Consider the following 19031-nt stretch of genomic DNA (forward strand, 5'->3'; position numbering starts at 1 on the left):
TTCGGCTTCACCGGCGCGAGCGCCACGCGCCCGCAGCCCGGCAGCGGCCCGCTCAAGGCCGGCGACAGCCTGGCCATCACCCTGGCCACGGCCCAGACCGTCACCGGCGTGACCCTGGCGCAGGGCGGCGCGCTGCCGAGCCTCACGCTCAGCAACGGCGCGACCGCCGGCTATACCGGGTTCAACGCGTCGGGGCTGCAATTCACCTATACGGTGCAGGTCGGGGACGACACCGCCGACCTGAAGGCAAGCAGCCTCGCCCTGGCCGGCGCCACCGTCGGGCATGGCACGCAAGTCGGGTTCCAGACCTCAGTCTACCCCGGGGCGGATCTCAGCACGTCCGCCGTGGCGGCGGACATCGATGGCGACGGCAAGCTCGACCTCATCAGCACCGGCTACATCGGCGGCACGGTCTCGGTCAGGCTCGGCAACGGCGACGGCACCTTCAAGGGTGAGGCCAAGCATGCGACCGGTTTCGGTCCGGCCTCCGTCGCGGCGGCGGACCTGAATGGGGACGGCAAGGTCGATCTCGTCACCGCCAACTTCGAGGACCATTCCGTCTCGGTCCTGCTCGGCAACGGCGACGGCACCTTCCAGACGAAGGTCGACGTCCTGGCGGGATCCAGGCCCGCCACCGTGACGGCCGTCGATGTGACCGGCGACGGCACGCGCGACCTCATCGTCTCCAACTATGAGGGCAATGCCGTCTCGGTCCTGCGGGGCAACGGCGACGGCACCTTCCAGGCCAGCACCAGCATCGAGACCGGCAGCCGCCCGGCCGCCGTCGCGGTGGCGGACCTGAACGGGGACGGCAAGATCGACCTCGCCACCACCGACTGGGACATCAATTCCGTCTCGGTCCTGCTGGGCAACGGCGACGGCACCTTCCAGACGAAGGTCGATTTCACGGTGGGATCGACTCCCATTGCCGTCGTGGCCGCCGACGTGAATGGCGACGGAAAGCGCGACCTCCTCGTCGCCAACCTGGGCGGCGATTCCATCTCGGTCCTGCTCGGCAACGGCGACGGCACCTTCCAGGCGAAAGCCGACTTCGCTGTCGGGATACGCCCCAGCGCCGTCGTGGCGGTGGACATCGACCAGGACGGCAAGCTCGACCTCGTCGCGGCCAACGGCTCGAGCAACGACGTCTCGGTCCTGCTCGGCAACGGCGACGGCACCTTCCAGGCCGAAATGCCCTTCAAGGCGAGCGCATCGCCGTGGTCGGTCACGACGAGCGACCTGAATGGGGACGGGCGGCCCGATCTCATGGTCGGCACGGTCGGCCAGGACGGCGCCGCCGTTCTCCTGAGCGCGCCGACGGCCCAGGCCCTGCTCGATGCGTCGAGCTTCGCCGCCGCCAGCCTGTCCGTCGCGGTCGACACCACCGCCCCCGATGCCCCGGTCATCACCACCCCGACCGCCGGCGCACTCACCAATAACACCACGCCGACCATCACCGGCACCGCCGAGGCGGGCAGCACCGTCGCGGTGAAGGTGGGCGGGGCGACCTACACCACGACCGCCACGGGCGGGGCCTGGTCGATCGACCTCGCCAACGCCACGCCGGTCTCCGGCACGTTGAACCTCGACCGGAACGGCTCCAATGCCGTCTCGGCCACCGCCACCGACGCGGCCGGCAACACCTCCGCCGCCGGAACGCAGTCGCTGGTCATCGACACCACCGCCCCGACCGTCACCGGCGTGGGCTCCACCACCGCCGACGGCACCTACAAGGCCGGCGACACGATCAGCCTGCAGGTCGGGTTCTCCGAGGCCGTCACCGTCACCGGCACGCCCCAGCTCACCCTCGCCACCGGCGGCACAGGCCGGGCGGTGGACTATGCCAGCGGCTCAGGCAGCAACAGCCTGACCTTCACCTACACCGTCCAGGCCGGCGACACCGCCGCCGACCTCGACGTCGTCGCCACCAACGCCCTGGCGCTCAACGGCGGCACGATCACGGATGCGGCCGGCAACGCTGCCGCCCTCACCCTGGCCGCCCCCGGCGCCACCGGCTCCCTCGGGAACGCCAAGGCCATCGCGATCGACACCACCGCCGACAGCGGCAACGACGCCGCCGTCACCGTCGACGCCGCCGGCGGCCTCGTCACCGCCGGCCAAGCCGCCGCCGTCGCGTTCCAGGTCTCGGGCCTCGATCCCGACGCCACCGCCCAGCTGCGCTTCAGCGACGGTACCCGCTCCACCAGCGTCGCGGTCAGCCGCAACGGCAGCGGCACGGCCGACCTCTCCGCTCTCACCGGTGCGGTCACCACCACGCTGCTCGTCACCGATCAGGTCGGCAACACCGCGACGGTGAACGGACCCGCTCTCACCCGCGCGGCGGACCCGCAGCCCGTCAAGCCGACCATCGACGGCGCCATCGTCGACACCAGCACCACCACGGCCGCCGACGGCAGCCCGATCGACACGGTGACGATCGAGGCGCCCGACGGCAGCCGCGTCGAGGACGACGGCACACCCAATGCCGACCTCGCCGACGTGCCGGTGGTGCGCGAGACCCTCATCGACCCGCAGACCGGGCAGCCCACCAGCCTCGCCACCCTCACCGTCAGCGTCCCCACCGGCGTCGGCGTCGTCGCCACCGGCAGCGCCGGGCGGCAGACCCCCGACCAGGCCCTCACCGGCCTGACCGGCCTGATCGCCGCCATCCAGGCCCGCACCGACGCAGGCTCGGCCTCCCAGGCCGCCCTCACCGGCGGCGGCCAGGGCTTCGTCGGCACGCTGTCCAACCAGGCCCAGCTCCTGGTCCGCACCATCGACATCACGGCACCGGGCGTCGCCCCGGGCCAGCCGGTGCAGATGCGGGTCAACGGCAACACCCTGGGCGGTACCGGCACCGCCAGCACGACCCCCACCGCGCTCGTCTTCGACACCACGGCGCTGGCCGGCCCGGTCACCATCCGGCTCGACAACGTCGAGTTCGCCGCGGTGGTCGGCAACGCCACGCTGGTGGGCGGCGACGGCCGGCAGGTGGTCTACGGCGACGCCAGCCAGCAGTACCTCTATCTCGGCGCCGACGACGACATCCTGCATGGCGGCGGCGGCAACGACACCGTGGCCAGCGCCGGGGGCAACGATACGCTCTACGGCGACGCGGGCGAGGATCTCGTCGCCGGCGGCGAGGGCGACGACTGGCTGCGCGGCGGGACCGGCCGCGACACGCTGTTCGGCGAGACCGGCGACGACGTGGTGTTCGGCGAGGACGACGACGACTTCGTCGGGGCAGGCTCCGGCAACGACTTCGCGTCGGGCGGCTACGGCAACGACGAGGTGCACGGCGAGGACGGCGACGACCTGCTGTTCGGCGACGAGGGCAACGACGGCGTCTACGGCGAGGCCGGCGACGACTGGGCCTATGGCGGCACGGGCGACGACTTCGTGTCGGGCGGCGAGGGCCGGGACGTGGTGTTCGGCCAGGACGGCGACGACCTGGTGCGGGGCGATGCGGGCGACGACTTCGTGTCGGGCGGCTACGGCCGGGACCGGGTCGAGGGCGGGTCGGGCAACGACCTGGTCTACGGCGACGACGACGACGACGACGTGTCGGGCGGTGACGGCGACGACACGGTGCTCGGCGGGACCGGCAACGACCGGGTGTCGGGGGACGCGGGCATCGACGTGGTGCTGGGCGAGGAGGGCGACGACACGCTGGCGGGCGGCGCGGGCGACGACGGGCTGAGCGGCGGGGCCGGGGCCGACCTTCTGTTCGGGGACGACGGAAGCGACCTTCTGTTCGGCAATGCCGGCAACGACACGCTGGTCGGCGGATCGGGCTCGGACATCTTCGGGTTCGGCGGCGGAGACGGGTCCGACCTGATCCGGGATTTTGTGACGAGCGGCGCGGAGGCGGACGTGATCGCGTTCAACGGCGGGGTGCTGGGGTCGTTCGCGGCGGTGCAGGCGGCGATGACGCAGGTGGGGGCCGACACGGTGATCCGGTACGGGAACGACGACACGCTGACGCTGCAGGGGGTGCAGGCCGCCAGCCTGAGCGCGGCGAACTTCACCTTCACCTGACGAAGAGGAAGGGCCCCCGCCGGTCGGGCGGGGGCCTAAGGAACGCGCGAACGGGACGGGCGGTGGCTTCGGGGCAGATGACCCGTTCGGAGCAAGCCATTCGCTCCCGGACGAATTTTCCGCGGATGGGCCGAAGCTCCGTCCATGCCGCGCGGGATCGGGCGCCGGCAACGGGCTATTGCCGGCGACGATCCACGAATCCTGGGCCTGCCGATCTCGATCGGGGCCGGATGAAGGCCGGCCCGCGCGGCCATAAGCCGTAGCGGATGCCGAAGCCGCCTCGGTCAGGTCGGCCACCGACCGCCGGCTTCGCTGACGACCAGCCTCTCCCTCCTGGACCGAGCCCGGCGGGGCAAGCACGTGCGGGCGTCGCTCTGACCAGGTGACGGCGCGCGTGGTCGATCCGACTTGAAGGCGACGGCCCGGTGCCGCGAGACATCGGCTGCCCTGGCAGGTGGTCCGGGCCGCGCTGGAGATCCGGATCGCGGCCCGGCTGGACGCGTCCCCGGCGGCGTGCCGCGCTTCGCAAAACGGATGAGCATACCGTACCTCGATCGGTGAAGGCCGCGATTTCGCCGTCGTGCCAACCACATCAACGAACAGAAGAGTCCCATTGATGACGCTGGGCATCACGGCGTTTTTTATCAAAATCCTCGTTGTTTTCGCGGATCCATTGTGCGAAATTTCCAAACTTTTGCCGTAAATTTCACCAATAACATTCATCAAAAGGCAAAACGGCTTCTTATTTAATGGCATTTAACTTGTTAAATGCCAAAATATTGATCTGTAATACATAGTATATATTAAAATATAGAAGTATATTTCCCAGTGCGAATCTCGCATATCGTCAGGATTTGCCCAATAATCCCTTGGAATGTGAGATTTTTCCTGCCATGCTCAGCATCAGAGCCTGCTGAAGCAATCAAGGCGAGGGTCGTTCGGCGCCTGATGGGTATCCGAACAGGGAGGCGGGAATGGACTCATCACCGGGGGCAGCAGCAGCGCGCGTGTTGATCGCCGACGGCCACCCGCTCGTGATCCGGGGGGTCCGGCACCTGCTCGAGAACGAGCCTGATGTCGATCTCGTCGGGGAGTTGTCCTCACGCAGTCAGATCGTCCAGGGCATCCTCGACTTGAAGCCTGACGTTGCCATCCTCGAGACCGGCGTGCCCGGCCTGTGCGGGATCGACCTGATCCGGCAGCTGGCCGCGCAGGCCCCGACGACCTTCATCCTGGTGCTGAGCGCGCACGAGGAGCGCGTCTACGCTCAACAGGCTCTCCTGGCGGGCGCGCGGGGCTACGTGGTCAAGCGCTCGCCCGGCGAGATCCTGCTCCAGGCCGTGCGTGCCGTGAGATATGGCGGCCTGTTCCTCGACCCGGCCCTGGCCGGTCAGGCTCCGGAGATCAGCCTCCCGACGGATGCGGAATCGGGCCGAAGCGGGTCGTTGGCGTTGAGCCTGACCAACCGCGAGCGAGCGGTCGTCAAGCTGATCGCGCAAGGCTTCACGAACAAGGAGGTGGCCCTGAAGCTCGGCATCTCGACGAAATCCGTCGAGACGTACCGGGTGAGGGCCGGGGACAAGCTCGACACCCGCTCGCGCGCCAAGTTCACGCAATACGCCATGATGCAGGGATGGATCGGGGCCGGCTCGCGATAGGGACGGCGCCCGCCGCACGAGGCGCCCGGCCGGTCCTATGGCCCGGAGCCGATGGCGCCCATCGCGGGGGCGGCCGGATCCGACGACCTGAAGCAGCGCCCGATGGCGACGCGATCGGGCGCTGGTTTTCGGTCGCATCACCTCACATAGCGATCAGTCGAGTAGAATCCCGGATTCGACTGCACGAAATCGATCATCCGCGACAAGCCCTCGTCGATCGATACCCGCGGCTTCCAGTCGAGCGCGCGGGCGGCGAGACCGTTGTCCGAGATGAGCTTGTGGACCTCGCTCTGCTCAGGCCGCATCCGTTCCGTTTCGACCTTGATCGGCTTGTCGTCCATGCCCATCAGCGTGAGGATCCGCTGCGCGAACCAGCCGACCGAGTGCGTCTCGCCCGTGCCGAGATTGAGGGTCATCCCATCGATACCGGGCTGGATTCCCGCCGCCAGGAAGCCCGCGACAGTATCGGACACGTAGGTCATGTCCCGCTCGGGCGTCAACGCGCCGAGCCGGATCTCGCTGCGCTCCACGGCCTGGGAAATGATCGTCGGAATGAAGGCGCGCGCGCTCTGCCGCGGACCATAGGTGTTGAACGGCCTGAGCGTCACCACGGGCACGCCGAAGGACCGGTGGTAGCTTTCGGCCAGCTTGTCGGCCGCGATCTTGGAGGCGGAATAGGGCGATTGTCCCTGCAGCGGATGCCCTTCGTCGATCGGGGTTCGAAGCGCCGTGCCGTACACTTCGGACGTGCTGGTGTGAACGATGCGCCCGACCGCGCTCCGGCGTCCCGCCTGAAGGACGTTGAGCGTCCCTTCGACGTTCGTCCGGACATAGGTCCGCGGGGCCTCGTACGAGTAGGGAATCGCGATGAGCGCACCGAGATGCAGCACCACGTCGTGCCCGTCCAGGGCGCCGTAGATGAAATCGCTGTCTTCGAGGTTGCCGTAGGCAATTCCGATCTCGCTCCTGATCTCCGGAGCGAGGAAATTCAGGTTGCCGATGGTCGAGCTGGAGCTGTACCGCACGATGGCCGTGACCACCGCGCCGCTCCGCACCAACGCGTCGCACAGATGGCTGCCGATGAAGCCGGCCGCGCCGGTGACAGCCACTCGCTTATTCCGCCACACGGCTTTCTCCATCGATGTCTACCTGACAATGGGTTCGCCGCAATCTAGAAAAATAGCAACGTGGAAATAGCATTATCGCAGGCGAACGAGCGTTAATCCCTACGAGGTACGTGCAGCCCCGTGTTGTTTCATGATAATTTTCACTACATTCAATGTTGACGATGGGAGCGCAGGCCCCGTGGAATTCCGAGTTGCGCTATCACGTTTGGGCGTCAGTGCAGGAACACGAGACACGTCGCGATCGAGGCCGGCACGCAGGGTGCGAGACCCGGGGTGCCGTGCTGGCGTCCCGGACACGCGGCGAGCGCCGCGCGATCGCCGGGCACGACAAGGCTGACGTCGGAACCGGCAGAACGGCGGCGGATCGGCCCGGTCCGCCGGTCGTACCCCGACGAAGCCGAGATGCATCGGGCGTCGATCGAGCATGCTCCAACGACCGCGCGGTTCGCAGGGCGCGGGCACCATCACGATCAAGCGCAGGATCCACCGGCCGTGAGACTCTCCTCGTCGCGCACAGCAGACCCCGTCTCCGAGGCGCTGGAGCCCGAGCCCCGGCCGGCCACGCCAGCAGGACCGCCGGGATCGGCCTCGACCGGTGGCTGGTACCGCTACGTTCTCGAATCGCTGCTCCTGGTCGGCCTGCTCGTCTGCGCCGACCACCTCTTCTTCGACGGCAACCGGTTCTCGAACATCAATCCGCGCCCCTTCTGGATTCCGGTCCTGCTGATGTCGGTGCAGTACGGGTTGGCGGGAGGCGTGTTCGCGGCCTTCGCATCGACGCTGGCCCTGTATAGCGGAGCGCTGCCGTCGCAGCTCGCGACGCAGGATTACTACGCCTATTCCCGGCTGATCGTGGCCGAACCGACGAGCTGGCTGGCCTGCGCGCTGGTGCTCGGTGGGCTGAGCAGCCTCCAGCTCGCGCATGCCGCCGAGGTGCGCCGTCAGCGCGACGAGGCGCAGGCCGCCGCGGAGGATCTCGGGCACGGCCTTCAGCAGGCGCTCTCGGATCTCGGCCGTCTCGAGCTCCAGATCGCGGCCGAGACCCGCACGGCCGGGGCGATCGCGCGGGCCTTCGCCGGACTGGAGCCGGGCGGGCCGGAGCGGCTGGCGGCGTCCTTCGCCGCGTTCGCGCGTCTCGTCGTCGGCGCGTCCGACCTGACGGTCTACGCGCCGCGAGGAGGGGCCTGGGTCGCCGTCGGACATGCGGGCGAGGCGCGGGACGCCCCTCGCCTCGCCCGCCTCGAACCGGACACGCTGCAGGCACTGGGCCATGGCCCGGACCAGGCCTCGGCCTCGCCTCGGCTCCTCGCGGCGGGGGCGAGCCCGCTCTGGCCCGATGGAGCCATCCTCGTCCCGGTCGTCCCGCAATCCGGAGCGGACGCGTCGGCGCTGATCGTGGTGGAAGGCTGCCCTTCGGGACAGTCGGCCGCCGCCGCGCGGCGCGCGCAGGACGTCGCCCTGGGCCTCGGCGGGCTCCTGAAGCACGGCGCAACCGGGGAGCACGGGGCGCGATGAGGCTCGAGAGCACCGGCGACGCCTTCGCGGACGCGAAGATCGGGGCAGGACGGATCGCACCGGACTCCCTCCCCGTCCTCGTCGCGGGCGCGACCGTGCTGTGCGAGTGCGGCCTGGCGATCGCGCTCCTGCGGGGGACCCTCGCGCCCGCATCCGTGATCCTCGCGCATCTCGCCGTCTCCACCGTGATCGGCGCATCGGCCGTCGCGATCCATCGGCGGACGGCATCGTCCCTCCTGATCCACCTCGCCTTGTGGACATTCACCGCGGGACCGTTCGGAGCCGTCCTCGCGGCCAGCCTCATCCTCGGCGGCGCCGGACGTGGCCAGGCCGCCGACCGGGGGTTCGGCGACTGGCTCGATGAGGAGATCGAGGCGCACGAACTCGGCCCGGTCGGAGGGCTGCGCGACGACCTGCTCGATGGTCGCCTGCGATCGACGCGCGGCCACGCCGTCCGGCCGCTGCGCGAGGCACTGGACGGCAGCGACCGGTCCGCGAAGTTCGAGGCGCTCGCCCGGGTCGGGCGCGCCTTCGACCCGGCGCTCTGCCCCGTCATCCACGCGGCCCTGCGAGACCGCGACCCGTCCGTGCGGGTGCTCGCCTCGACCGTTCTCGCGAAGCTACAGACCGCGCATGGCCGCGAGATCGCGTCCCGTCAGGAGGCGGTCGCGCACGCCCCGAAGGATGCGGCCGCCTGGGTCGCCCTGGCCCGTGCCCAGCTCGCCCTGGCGCGCTCCGGCCTCGTCAAGCCGCTGCAGGCCCGCGCGAACCTGCGGGCGGGCCTCGAGGCGGCGGAGCGGGCCGCCGTCCTCGGTCACGGCCCTGACCTCACCGCCGCGCGAACCCTGCTCCACGACCTTCGCACCGCGCTCGACGCCGCCGCGCCGCCCGCGGATTCCGCCCCGAGCGATCCGGGTCCCGGAGGTCTCGCCCCATGACCTCCCATATCCCCGCCCCCGCCGACATCTGCCTGCTGGTCGAGGGAGGCTACCCGTACCTGCTCGGCGGCGTGTCCTCCTGGATCGACAGCTTCATCAGAAACCTTCCCCGCCGCAGCTTTCACGTCGTCGCCTTCACCATCTCGGCGCAGCCGCGCACCCGGAAATTCGACCTGCCGGACAACGTGATCGCCCTGACGGATGTCGTCATCGACGATTGCCCGCCGGGCTCCATGCCGATCTTCACGTCGGGGGCGAGGATCGAGGCCCTGGTGGCGGACCTGCGCGTCATCCTGACGGACGGCACCGGACCGGCCTGGGCGGCGTTCGCGCACGAGATCAGGTCCAGCGGACTCGCGCAGCGCGCGCTGCTCGATTCCCGCGCGGCGTGGGTGGCCTTCCAGCGCATCTACGACGACGTGATACCGGGAGCCCCGCTGGTCGACGTCTTCTGGACGTGGCGCTTCCTGGCCCGCAGCGTGCTCGCGATCGCGACGGCGCCGATCCCGCCGGCGCGCACATATCACGCGATCTCGACCGGCTATCCGGGGCTGTTCGGCGCGCGGGCCAAGGCGCTGACCGGGCGGCCCTTCCTCATCACAGAGCACGGCATCTACACGAACGAGCGGCGGATCGAGCTCTCGGTCGCGGACTGGATCTACGAGTCGACGGCGGCCGGGTACGACGTCAGCAGCGACGTCGCCGAGCTTCGCAAGCTCTGGCTGTCCGCCTTCAACGCCATGGCGCGCATCAGCTACGACGGTGCCGACCTGATCACGACGCAGTTCCGGGTCAACCAAGACTATCAGATGCAGGACGGGGCGCCGCGCGCCAAGCTCCGCGCGATCCCGAACGGCATCGAGCTCGCGCAATTCTCCACCATCGCGCGCAGCCGGGAGCCGCGACGCCCGACGGTCCTCCTCGTCGGACGCCTGGTCCCGATCAAGGACATCCGCACCTTCATCCAGGCCATGGCGCTCCTGCGGCGCGCCGTGCCCGACCTCGACGCGATGATCGTCGGACCGGACGACGAGGACCCGGCCTATGCGGCCGAGTGCCGGCACCTCGTCCAGCAGCTCGGGTTGCAGGACACGGTCCGGTTCCTCGGACGCGTCGCCGACGTGCGCGCCTATTTCGGCTGCGTCGACGTCCTCGCCCTGACGAGCATCAGCGAGGCGCAGCCCCTCGCCGTGCTCGAGGCGGGAGCGGCCGGCGTGCCCGCGGTCACGACCGATGTCGGGTCCTGCCGCGAGATCCTCGAAGGACCCGACGGCACCGGCCCGGACGGCGCCGGCGGCGTTGTCGTCGGCGCATGCGATCCCCAGGCGACGGCCGACGCGCTGGCCAGGCTCCTCCTCGATCCGGCCTTGCGGGACCGGATGGGGGAGGCCCTGCGCGAGCGGGTCCACACCCTGTTCGACCAGCGGCGCGTGATCGCGATGTACGACGACGTCTACGATTCGCTCTCGCACGGACCACCGAAGATTCCAGCAGATTTCGCAACCATGACCGCCGGTTCCGCGGCAGACATCGACGACGACACGAAACCCTGAGCGGACGAAGCGCCGGCCTGCCAGCGTAGGTCTGCCTGGAGCGTCACCCGACGAAGTGAGGACCGGTTCGTCGGGGACGAGGTGGGACGACGTGGGACGATCGAGGACCGAGAGCATCCGGCCGCGGCCGGGCACCGCTCTCGCCAACCAGCGGAGAGGACGCCATGGCCGGCATCGGGTTCGCGCTGGAGCGCATGACGACGGGAAAGTCCCTGAGCAGCACGGCGGGCGCCTACCTCTACGCCGCCTTCCTGGTGGCGGGGCCCTGGATCTTCACCGTGCTGGCGATCGCGGGCGTCAGCGCGGCGGCCTGCACCGCCGCGGATTGCCTGGGGCTCCAGGTCTTCCGGTCGATCATGATCTACAACACCTGTGTCACGGCGATCCTGACCGGGCCCCTGGCCTTCGTCTGCACGCGGTACGTCTCCGACCATATCTGGATGAAGCGCTATGACAGCATCGCCTTCAGCTTTGCCGCTGCCTTCGGGGTCTTCGCCGTCACGGCCCTGCTGATCTGCGTTCCGTTCTACGTGTGGATGACGGACCTGTCGGTGCCGGAGAGGCTGGCGGGCCTGCAGAACCTGATGCTCGTGGGCGCGGCGTGGCTGCTGATTCCCTTCATCGGCGCGACCCGCGGCTACCTCACGGTCTCGGTGGCGTTCGCGGTCGGCGTCGTGATCATGGTGGCGGCGCTGGTTCTCGCCCCGGGCGAGGAGCCGGTGCGCCTCCTCGGCGCCTTCAACCTCGGCCTGTGCATCATCGATCTCGGCCTCGCCTGGCGCCTGGCCCGCGAATACGGTCTGGCGCTGGTGCCGGATCGGGAGCTTCTGCGCACCGCCGCGATCTACTGGGAATTGCCGGTGATCGGCCTGACCTTCGCCTGCGGATTGTGGGTCGACAAGATCATCATGTGGGCCGCCGCCCCGATCGGGGTCTCCACCGTCGCCATGGGCCTGAGAACCATGCCGACCTACGATACGCCGATGTTCTGGGCTCAGCTCGCCGCGCTGCCGATCTTCGCGGTCTTCTTCGTCCACGTCGAGACCAACTTCTTCCGCTTGAGCCGGGCCTATTACGGCAGCCTCGCCCACAAGGTGAGTCGCAGGAACCTGTCGAAGATGCGGCTGCGGATGTCCAGCTTCGTCGTGTCGAAGGTCTTCACCCTGTTCCTGTCGCTCGCGGTGATCGCGCTGATCGCGATCCTCATCTCCTTCGTGGCGATCGAGCCGCTGGGCCTGCGCGCCAGCCAGATGGGGATCCTGCGCGCCGCCCTGGTCGGGATGGTGTTTCACACCTCCGCCGTGTTCTGCTTCGTCTTCCTCCTCTACTTCGATCTGCGGCGGTACGCCCTCGCGATCTCGGTGACGTACTTCGTCCTGAACGGTGCCTTGACGAGCGCGCTCCTGCCGCTCGGCTTCTCGTTCTTCGGCTACGGGAACCTCATCGCGTCGGCGGTCACGCTGGTGCTGGCGATCGCGATCCTCGCCCGCGAGCTGCCGTGGCTCGATTTCCACGCATTCATCACCAACAACACCTCGCTCCGGACCGAGCGCCGCCGGATCGCGGGCACCTCGAACGGCCGGGACTCATGAGCGGGGTCCGAGACTGGTCCGGCCGCGCCCCGGGAGGCGGAACGATGCGCCGGCGGGCCGTCCTCCAGATGCTGGCCTGCCTCGGCATCGGCAGCGCCGCCGGCGCCGAGCGGCCTCGAACCGCGTCCCGGATCGCGCAGCCCGACCTCACCTGGGCGGTGTATTACGGCGAGGACATCGCCCTGGAGGCGTTCGCCGGCTTCGACGTGATCGTCCTCGATGCCGGCTTCAAGGGCGACATCCGGCAGATCGTCGGGCAGGGCAAGGATCCGTTGTGCTACCTGAGCCTGGGCGAGATCAAGCGCTCCAGCCCCCTGTTCGGCAGCATCGAGAATCCGGACATCCTGCTCCACGAGAACCCGAGCTGGCCCGATACCTTCGTCTGCGATGTCCGGCAGCGGAGCTGGTCGACGCTGATCCTGGAACGCGCCATACCGGCCATCGTCGCGCGCGGCTTCAAGGGCCTCTTCTTCGATACCCTCGATACGCCTCCCCACCTCGAACAGCTCGATCCGGACCGCCATGCGGGCATGCGCCTCGCCGCGATCGACCTCGTTCGCGCGATCCGGCGCGCGTTTCCCGATCTGACCCTGCTCATGAACCGCGGCTACGCCCTCCTGCCCGAGATCAAGCGCGAGGTCGACGGCGTCGTGGCGGAAAGCCTGCTGACGACCTTCGATTTCAGCACGAAACAATACAGATGGGTCGAACCCGACCAGCTGATCTATCACATGCAGGCGCTGGACGCGTTGCGGAGCGAAATGCCGACCCTGCCGATACTCAGTCTGGATTACTGGAACGGATCCGATGCGGCGACGATCCGCGAGATCTACGCGCGGGAGCGCGACCTGAACCACTGTCCCTTCGTCTCGGAAATCCTCCTCGACCGGATCGTTCCGGAGCCGCCGCCCTGCCCGTGCCGGCAGGCCGGGGAGTAGGCGTCCGTCGCATCCCCCCCTCGCCTGCCGCCGACCCGGGCCGCGTCGTCGCAACGGCATGTCCTGCGGCGCCCTCACTCGAAGGAATTACTTCCAGAGATCATGTCGAAAGCCTCGAGTTGTCATCGCTTCTCGCTGTCGGGCCGGTCGATAAAAGTCTATGATCAGTCCGGTTTTCACAATCGCCAGTCGAGACCGGGCATGACAGCCTGCTTCGTGTGACGGGAGCGGCGGTCGAGGCTCGGTGCCGCCCGATCGGGAGGCGCGGCCGGGACGGGGCGAGGGGTCGGAACGGGGCGGAAGGCGAATGCGCGTTCGGTACCTCCTGTGCCTGTGTGTCGGCCTCGCCGGCGCCTCCGGCTACCTGATGTTCCCGACCGCCGAGGAGCAGCTCGCCATGCTGGCCCGGGACGGCCGCAGCAGCGAGGCGGCGGGACGGTTGTCGGAGCTGCTGGCCCTGGCACAGCACGATCCGTCCCTGATGGCGGCGGCGGCGCGCGTGCACGAGCGATCGGGCCGCTACAAGCGCGCGGCCGAGCTGCTCGAGCATTATGTCGAGCGACATCCGGCCGACACACGCGCGCTCGACTGGCTCGCCTCCCTCTACCAGGCCGCGAAGGATCCGGCCGGCGCCACCCGGGCCCTCGCGAAGGCCGTCGAGATCGAGCCGACCCGTACGCGCCTGTCCGCCCTCCTCGATCTCTACCGCCTGCAGGAGCGGCCGGACGAGGAACGCGCACTCCTGAAGGCGACGACCGATCCCGGGCTCCTGCGCCCGGTCGACGTCGAGCGGTTCGGGGTGTTGCTGTCCTGGGCGGGCGAGCAGGAGGCTGCCGTGACGACCTTGCGGCGCGCGGACGCCCTGCTGCCGGCGGAGAGCGAGGTCGGTCGCTTCGTGCTCTTCGACATCCTGATGACGCTCGGGCTTCACGACGAGGCGGCGGAGCGGGCGGATCGCTGGGTCGAGGGCTGGCGCGACAAGCCCTGGCTCGGCGTGCACGTCACCCGCTCGATGGCGCGGAGGGGCGACCACGCCCGGGCCGTGGCTCTCGGGAGGCGGGTGATCGATGCCCAATCCGGCATCCGGTTCTATCTCGCGCGCGTGATCGCGCAGGACGGCAACCGCCCGGTGGCGAACGCTCTCCTGGCGAGCTGGCCGGCCGGCGGCGTCGAACCGCCGGCCGACGAAATCGCGCAATATCTCGCGGCGGCCGAAGCCGTGGGCGACGTTCCGGCGCTCTGGCGCAAGGTCTGGACGATCCTGGGCGAGCCGGCCTGGCTCGAGGCCCATGTCGCCCTCGCCGAGGCGCTCGTGCAGCGGCAGGGCTTCGGCGTGATCGCCCCGATCCGGCCGAAGCTCTCCTGGGAGGCGCTGCGGCGGCGGCCGCTCTTCGGGGCCCGTCTGCTGCTCCGTGAGGGCAACCCGATCCTGGCGAGCCGCCTGCTTTCGGGCGTGACGCTCGCCTCCCTGGCGCCGCCGGCGCAGCTGGAATGGGCCGCTTTGCTCACCGAGGCGCTGGGTGACAGGCGGGCGCTGGCCATCCTGTCCGACCTCGGACGCCGCCGCCTCCTGCCGGCCCATCTCGCGCCCGTGCGAGCGCGCCTGGCCGCCGGCCTCGGTGACGTGCCGGAGCACGCCCGCGCGATGAGCGAGCTTCGCCGCCTGGCGCAGGCGCCGGCCGGTCCGCCGCGGATCCCCTGACCGCCGCGGCCGGGCGCGGCCGCACGGCATTCTTGATCGTCACAACGGGAGCAGGCCGATGATCGTGTCTCGTACCAAGCAGCTGGCGCTGGGCGCACTCGGTTTCGCCGCGGCGCTCGTCGCGATCCCCGCATCGGCCGGCGACGGGGCGATGCTCAGGATCGGCGACAAGCTCAAGATCACCGTCTTCGAGACCATGGACATCCCGAATCCGGGCGCGGGCGAGAAGGGAGCGGAGGCCGCCGCCGTCACGCAGGCCTTCTACCAGCGCATCGACCTGTCGGGAGAGTACCAGGTCGAGCCGGGCGGCATGATCGCCATTCCGCTCTTCGGGGCGATCCAGGCGTCCGGCAAGACCCTGGAGGCGGTGAGGAGCGATCTCGGCGCCGCCTTCGAGAAGACGTTCGGGCGTCGGGGCGGCATCACCGTCGGCGTGACGCAGCGGGCGCCGGTCTTCGTGGCCGGCGCCGTGCGGGCGCCCGGCGCCTTTCCGTATACGAGCGGCATGATCGTCATCCAGGCCGTCGCGCTCGCCGGGGGCCTCGAGAAGGACAGCGTGAACGCGGCGCAGGCCGTCGAGGTCATGCGGGAGTTCGAGCGCCGGGCCGCCATTCGCGACCGCCTGAAGAATGCCCTCGCGCGCAAGGCCGCGCTCCTCGACCGCCAGGGCAATGGCGGCGCCAACCCGGCCCTGGGCCGGCTCCTCGCCCTGGCCCCCGACGGCGAGGTCTCCACGCTGCTCGCGGCGGCCGGCAAGGTCGCCCGCCTGGAGGCGGACCTCTCCGCGCGGGAGGACGGCACCCGGCGCAACGCCGTCGAGGCCGCGGCCACGGAGGCGGAGCTGCTGCGCAAGCGCCACGCCGCCTTCGTGGCGCAGCTCAACGCGCGGGGCGAGCGGCTCAAGATGATGGAGGCGCTCTACGCCCGCCAGATGGTGGAGAGCGAGCGGGTGGCCGACATCCGGCGCGACTTCATCGACATGGAGGCCCGCAAGCGGGAGTTCGAGGTCGGCGTCATGCAGGCCGAGTTCCGGCAGGGGGTCGCGAAGGATGCGACCGATCAGGCCAGCGTCCGCCAGAAGCTGTCGCTGGAGAAGGAGGTCGCGGTCCTCGACGTCGAGATCGCGGCGGCCGAGCAGTCCCTGGCGACGTCCCTCAACGTCGTGGCGACGTTCGGCATCGGCCTGGGCGATGCGACGACGCAGTACCAGATCGTCCGCATGGGCCCGGCCGGCGCCCAGATCGTGACGGCGGAGGAGACGGACTCGCTGGAGCCGGGCGACGTCGTCAAGGTCATGACGGCGCGCAGCACCGGCAAGTCGGAGCGGATCAAGGCCGCCGCGCGGTAGGGCGCGCCTCGGCGGCGCCGGGGCCGGGTCGTCGCGGAGCCCGATCCTGCGAAACCCACGGCGCGGGTCCGATGGCGGGCCCCGCTCGAGGGGATGCACCGGCCCGCGGCGGCTCCCGCGATGCCGGCGACCCGGCGCGGCTCTCAGCCCATGCCGAAGACGTCCTCGCCGGTGAGGAGCGTCAGATCCGCCTCCATGCCGGCGCCCTGCAGCGCGCGTATCAGGGCCGCACCGTCCGGTTGCGCGAGAAGTCCATCGGTGCGGGCGTCGCCGATGATCCGGTCGCCGGCATCGGGTGCGGTGCTTCCGGTCGAGGAACCATCGGGCACGGGAGGCTCGGGAACCGAGAGCAGGACGGCCGCAGGGTCGGGCGCGGCCTGATTCGCCGGGGGGCCGGAACCGACGATTCCGGCCGCGGTGACGGCATCGCCGCCCGATCTCCGCAGGATGGCGCGCCCGTTCAGTACCGCGATGAAGCGGCCTCCTATCCCCGCCAGCGGCTTGTCGTCGGACGTGCCGTCGACCGGGTTCGGGTCGGCTCCCGGATCGGTCGCGGGCGGTGCCGACGGTGCGAGGGGCTGCTGCGCGAGGCCGTCGTCGTGCATGACCTGGCCGGGCCGGACGCCGTCCAGGGAGACGCCCTTGAGGTCGAGGCGGGCGATGTAGCTGCCCATGCCGGCGGCATCGGCCTTGGCCTGCACGTCGGCGATCGCCGCGGCCCCGCTGACATACTCGATCGCGATCACGTCCTTGCCGGCCGTCTGTGCGAGCTTCAGGTAGTCCAGGCTCGTCCGGGTCGCGGCCGTCGACCGGCGTGCCGACCCATCGCTGTCGTAGAAGAGATTTTCCTTGAACAAGCCGTCGATGCTGGCAAGGTATCTTCGATCCGTCAGCAGCTCCTCGCCGCCGTTGACCCATATCTTGAACGTCGGGACCTTCGCTTTCGCGTAGGCACTCAAGTCCTGGATGAGGATTTTCATCGCTCCGGCGGCGTCGCCTCCGGGCGCGTTCCGCTCGGCCCACGGCAGCTGGAACTCGTCGACCACGTCGAAATACGCCCCGTCGTAGCCGGCCGCCAGCATCTTGTCGATCTCGGTCTTCGCCACCGACTTCCACTCGTCGGTCCAGTACTTGACCTCGTAGTTTCCCGGCCAGTTCGGATCAACCGGGCCGATGGCAGATTTGGGGATCGTGCTCCAGTACGATCGATAGTTCTCCGCCTCACCGATGCTGAAATACCCGAGCAGCAATGCCCCGCCCGGCCCGCCGCCCATCTGCCTGACCTGCTCCGAGCCGAACAGCCGACCGTTGTCGTCGTAGATCTCGACGACTTTCACGTCGAAGGGTGCCGCCGCGACCTGGGCGGGGTCGACCCCCTGGAGCACGTAGAGTCCGGTCTTCATCGACATCCTCCCTGTCGTGACGGGACGCGCGGGCGCTGCGCCTCCTGACGAGGCACGGCAGCCGGCAGAGAACGATCCCTCGGTCGAAGGGGCATCTCGGGGTCGATCCGGAGAACCGCCGGTGCGGGGCACGGGAGCTGCGGCACCCGCATCGGCACATCCCGTCCTAATGCCCGAAATGTCGGAACCAGCCCTTCATCATGCCGTACTCGACGATCTTGGCGCGGCTGCGCACGCCCAATTTCGCGCTGGCGCGCCGCTTATGCGTCTCGACCGAGCGCGGATTGATGCCGAGCTTGTCGGCGATCTCCTTGGCGGTGAAGCCGAGCGCGATGAGACGCAGGACCTCCTCTTCGCGTGGGGCGAGCACCCTGATCTGGATCGCGCCGGCGGGCATCTCGCCGAGGCCGAGCGGCCAGAGCGCCTCGACGGGCATTCCGTCGATCGCGCCATCCAGGTAGACGCCGCCGGCATGCACCGACCGGATCGCGTGGACGAGGTCGCGGCTCGACGCGCGCTTGAGGACGTAACCGCGCGCACCGGTGACGAGCGCCTGATGAACGACGTAGCGGCTCGAGAACGGGCTCACGACGATGACGGGAACGGGCAGGCCTTCCTGCTTGGCGAATTGCAGGAAGTCGAGGGCGGTCGCATCGCTCGAGCCGGAATCGTGCAGCAGGACATCGGACGACGTGGTCTCGACGAGGTTCATCACGTCGCCCTGCGAGGTGCCCCGACCGACGACGCGGATGTCGCTCTCCTGCGAGAGGAGGCACGCGAGCGCCTCCAGGATCAGGCTTTGATCTCCCACGAGCAGGACCCTGATGCATTTCTGCACTTGTTCGACCATCTGACGTTCCGCCCGTCGCTGCAGCTTCGCCTCATCCCAATGCCCGCCCCATTCAAACACCATGCAACATTGATGGGCGAGCACGTGCAGCTTATATTTTTATGTATTTCAGAATATCATGCCGAAAACCAAATTGACGATCAGATGGACGGCGGATCGGAGCAACCTCCTGCCACCGCATCATCCCGTCCTCGGTCCGGGGGCGGAGCGGTTCCCGGACCGACGCTCACGCCGCGACCCTGCCCAGGGCGCTGACGACGTCGTCGACGACCCGGACCACGAGGTCGCGGTCGTCGCCCTCGGCCATCACCCGGATCACCGGCTCGGTGCCGGAGGGACGGATCACCAGGCGCCCGCCCTCCCCCAGAC

12 protein-coding genes and 1 pseudogene are annotated in these 19031 nt (G+C 69.5%); 9 read left to right on the top strand and 4 right to left on the bottom strand.

Annotated features, from left to right (window positions below; all coding sequences use genetic code 11):
* Window positions 1-4038: beta strand repeat-containing protein (locus VQ03_RS35135; RefSeq protein ID WP_208605571.1), on the top strand; the 4038-nt coding region annotated here is incomplete at its 5' end.
* Window positions 4039-5045: 1007 nt separating this feature from the next.
* Window positions 5046-5696: a response regulator gene (locus VQ03_RS29115; RefSeq protein WP_245292239.1), complete on the top strand. Its 651-nt coding sequence runs from the start codon at window positions 5046-5048 to the stop codon at window positions 5694-5696.
* A 137-nt stretch (window positions 5697-5833) separates the two neighbouring features.
* Here VQ03_RS29115 and VQ03_RS29120 read toward each other — a convergent pair whose 3' ends face one another.
* The gene (locus VQ03_RS29120) at window positions 5834-6805 is read right to left on the bottom strand and encodes a GDP-mannose 4,6-dehydratase (protein ID WP_245292240.1); all 972 of its coding nucleotides are present in this window, start codon (window positions 6803-6805) and stop codon (window positions 5834-5836) included.
* 510 nt (window positions 6806-7315) lie between these two features.
* Between VQ03_RS29120 and VQ03_RS29125 the strand changes: the two genes are divergently transcribed.
* From VQ03_RS29125 to VQ03_RS29155, 7 genes are all read left to right on the top strand, one after another.
* Window positions 7316-8338 (top strand): hypothetical protein, encoded by a 1023-nt coding sequence (locus tag VQ03_RS29125; protein WP_048454420.1) that lies wholly within the window; start codon window positions 7316-7318, stop codon window positions 8336-8338.
* Entirely contained in the window at window positions 8335-9276 is a 942-nt protein-coding gene (locus VQ03_RS29130; RefSeq protein ID WP_048454421.1) for a hypothetical protein, read from the top strand. The genes VQ03_RS29125 and VQ03_RS29130 overlap by 4 nt, the downstream gene beginning before the upstream one ends.
* Window positions 9273-10829 (top strand): GT4 family glycosyltransferase PelF, encoded by a 1557-nt coding sequence (gene pelF, locus VQ03_RS29135; RefSeq protein ID WP_053078785.1) that lies wholly within the window; start codon window positions 9273-9275, stop codon window positions 10827-10829. Before VQ03_RS29130 ends, pelF begins: the two co-directional genes overlap by 4 nt.
* A 164-nt stretch (window positions 10830-10993) precedes the next feature.
* Window positions 10994-12421, top strand: a complete 1428-nt coding sequence (gene pelG / locus VQ03_RS29140) for an exopolysaccharide Pel transporter PelG (protein WP_048454422.1) — start codon at window positions 10994-10996, stop codon at window positions 12419-12421.
* Window positions 12422-12465: 44 nt separating this feature from the next.
* Complete coding sequence (locus tag VQ03_RS29145; RefSeq protein WP_053078786.1) at window positions 12466-13359, top strand: glycoside hydrolase family 191 protein; 894 nt, start codon at window positions 12466-12468, stop codon at window positions 13357-13359.
* A gap of 307 nt (window positions 13360-13666) precedes the next feature.
* A complete protein-coding gene (locus tag VQ03_RS29150; protein WP_048454423.1) occupies window positions 13667-15061 on the top strand; it encodes a tetratricopeptide repeat protein in 1395 nt (464 codons plus the stop codon).
* Between the two features lie 58 nt (window positions 15062-15119).
* Complete coding sequence (locus tag VQ03_RS29155) at window positions 15120-16409, top strand: polysaccharide biosynthesis/export family protein (RefSeq protein ID WP_048454424.1); 1290 nt, start codon at window positions 15120-15122, stop codon at window positions 16407-16409.
* A 143-nt stretch (window positions 16410-16552) separates the two neighbouring features.
* Here VQ03_RS29155 and VQ03_RS29160 read toward each other — a convergent pair whose 3' ends face one another.
* From VQ03_RS29160 to glmM, 3 genes and pseudogenes are all read right to left on the bottom strand, one after another.
* On the bottom strand, window positions 16553-17812 hold the full coding sequence (locus tag VQ03_RS29160) for a glycoside hydrolase family 191 protein (protein ID WP_157064313.1): 1260 nt from the start codon (window positions 17810-17812) through the stop codon (window positions 16553-16555).
* Between the two features lie 166 nt (window positions 17813-17978).
* Window positions 17979-18746 (bottom strand): LuxR C-terminal-related transcriptional regulator, encoded by a 768-nt coding sequence (locus tag VQ03_RS29165; RefSeq protein WP_157064314.1) that lies wholly within the window; start codon window positions 18744-18746, stop codon window positions 17979-17981.
* A gap of 142 nt (window positions 18747-18888) precedes the next feature.
* Window positions 18889-19031, bottom strand: a pseudogene (glmM, locus tag VQ03_RS32380) (phosphoglucosamine mutase); the annotation flags it as partial.

It is taken from the genome of Methylobacterium tarhaniae (assembly GCF_001043955.1).
Taxonomy (GTDB): Bacteria; Pseudomonadota; Alphaproteobacteria; order Rhizobiales; family Beijerinckiaceae; genus Methylobacterium; species Methylobacterium tarhaniae.

Bases quoted from the DNA above. Each gene is read 5' to 3' on its own strand.
- VQ03_RS29130 (WP_048454421.1), top strand. From the start codon at position 8,335: ATGAGGCTCGAGAGCACCGGCGACGCCTTCGCGGACGCGAAGATCGGG.
- pelF (WP_053078785.1), top strand. From the start codon at position 9,273: ATGACCTCCCATATCCCCGCCCCCGCCGACATCTGCCTGCTGGTCGAG.
- pelG (WP_048454422.1), top strand. From the start codon at position 10,994: ATGGCCGGCATCGGGTTCGCGCTGGAGCGCATGACGACGGGAAAGTCC.
- VQ03_RS29145 (WP_053078786.1), top strand. From the start codon at position 12,466: ATGCGCCGGCGGGCCGTCCTCCAGATGCTGGCCTGCCTCGGCATCGGC.
- VQ03_RS29150 (WP_048454423.1), top strand. From the start codon at position 13,667: ATGCGCGTTCGGTACCTCCTGTGCCTGTGTGTCGGCCTCGCCGGCGCC.
- VQ03_RS29155 (WP_048454424.1), top strand. From the start codon at position 15,120: ATGATCGTGTCTCGTACCAAGCAGCTGGCGCTGGGCGCACTCGGTTTC.
- VQ03_RS29160 (WP_157064313.1), bottom strand. From the start codon at position 17,812: ATGAAGACCGGACTCTACGTGCTCCAGGGGGTCGACCCCGCCCAGGTC.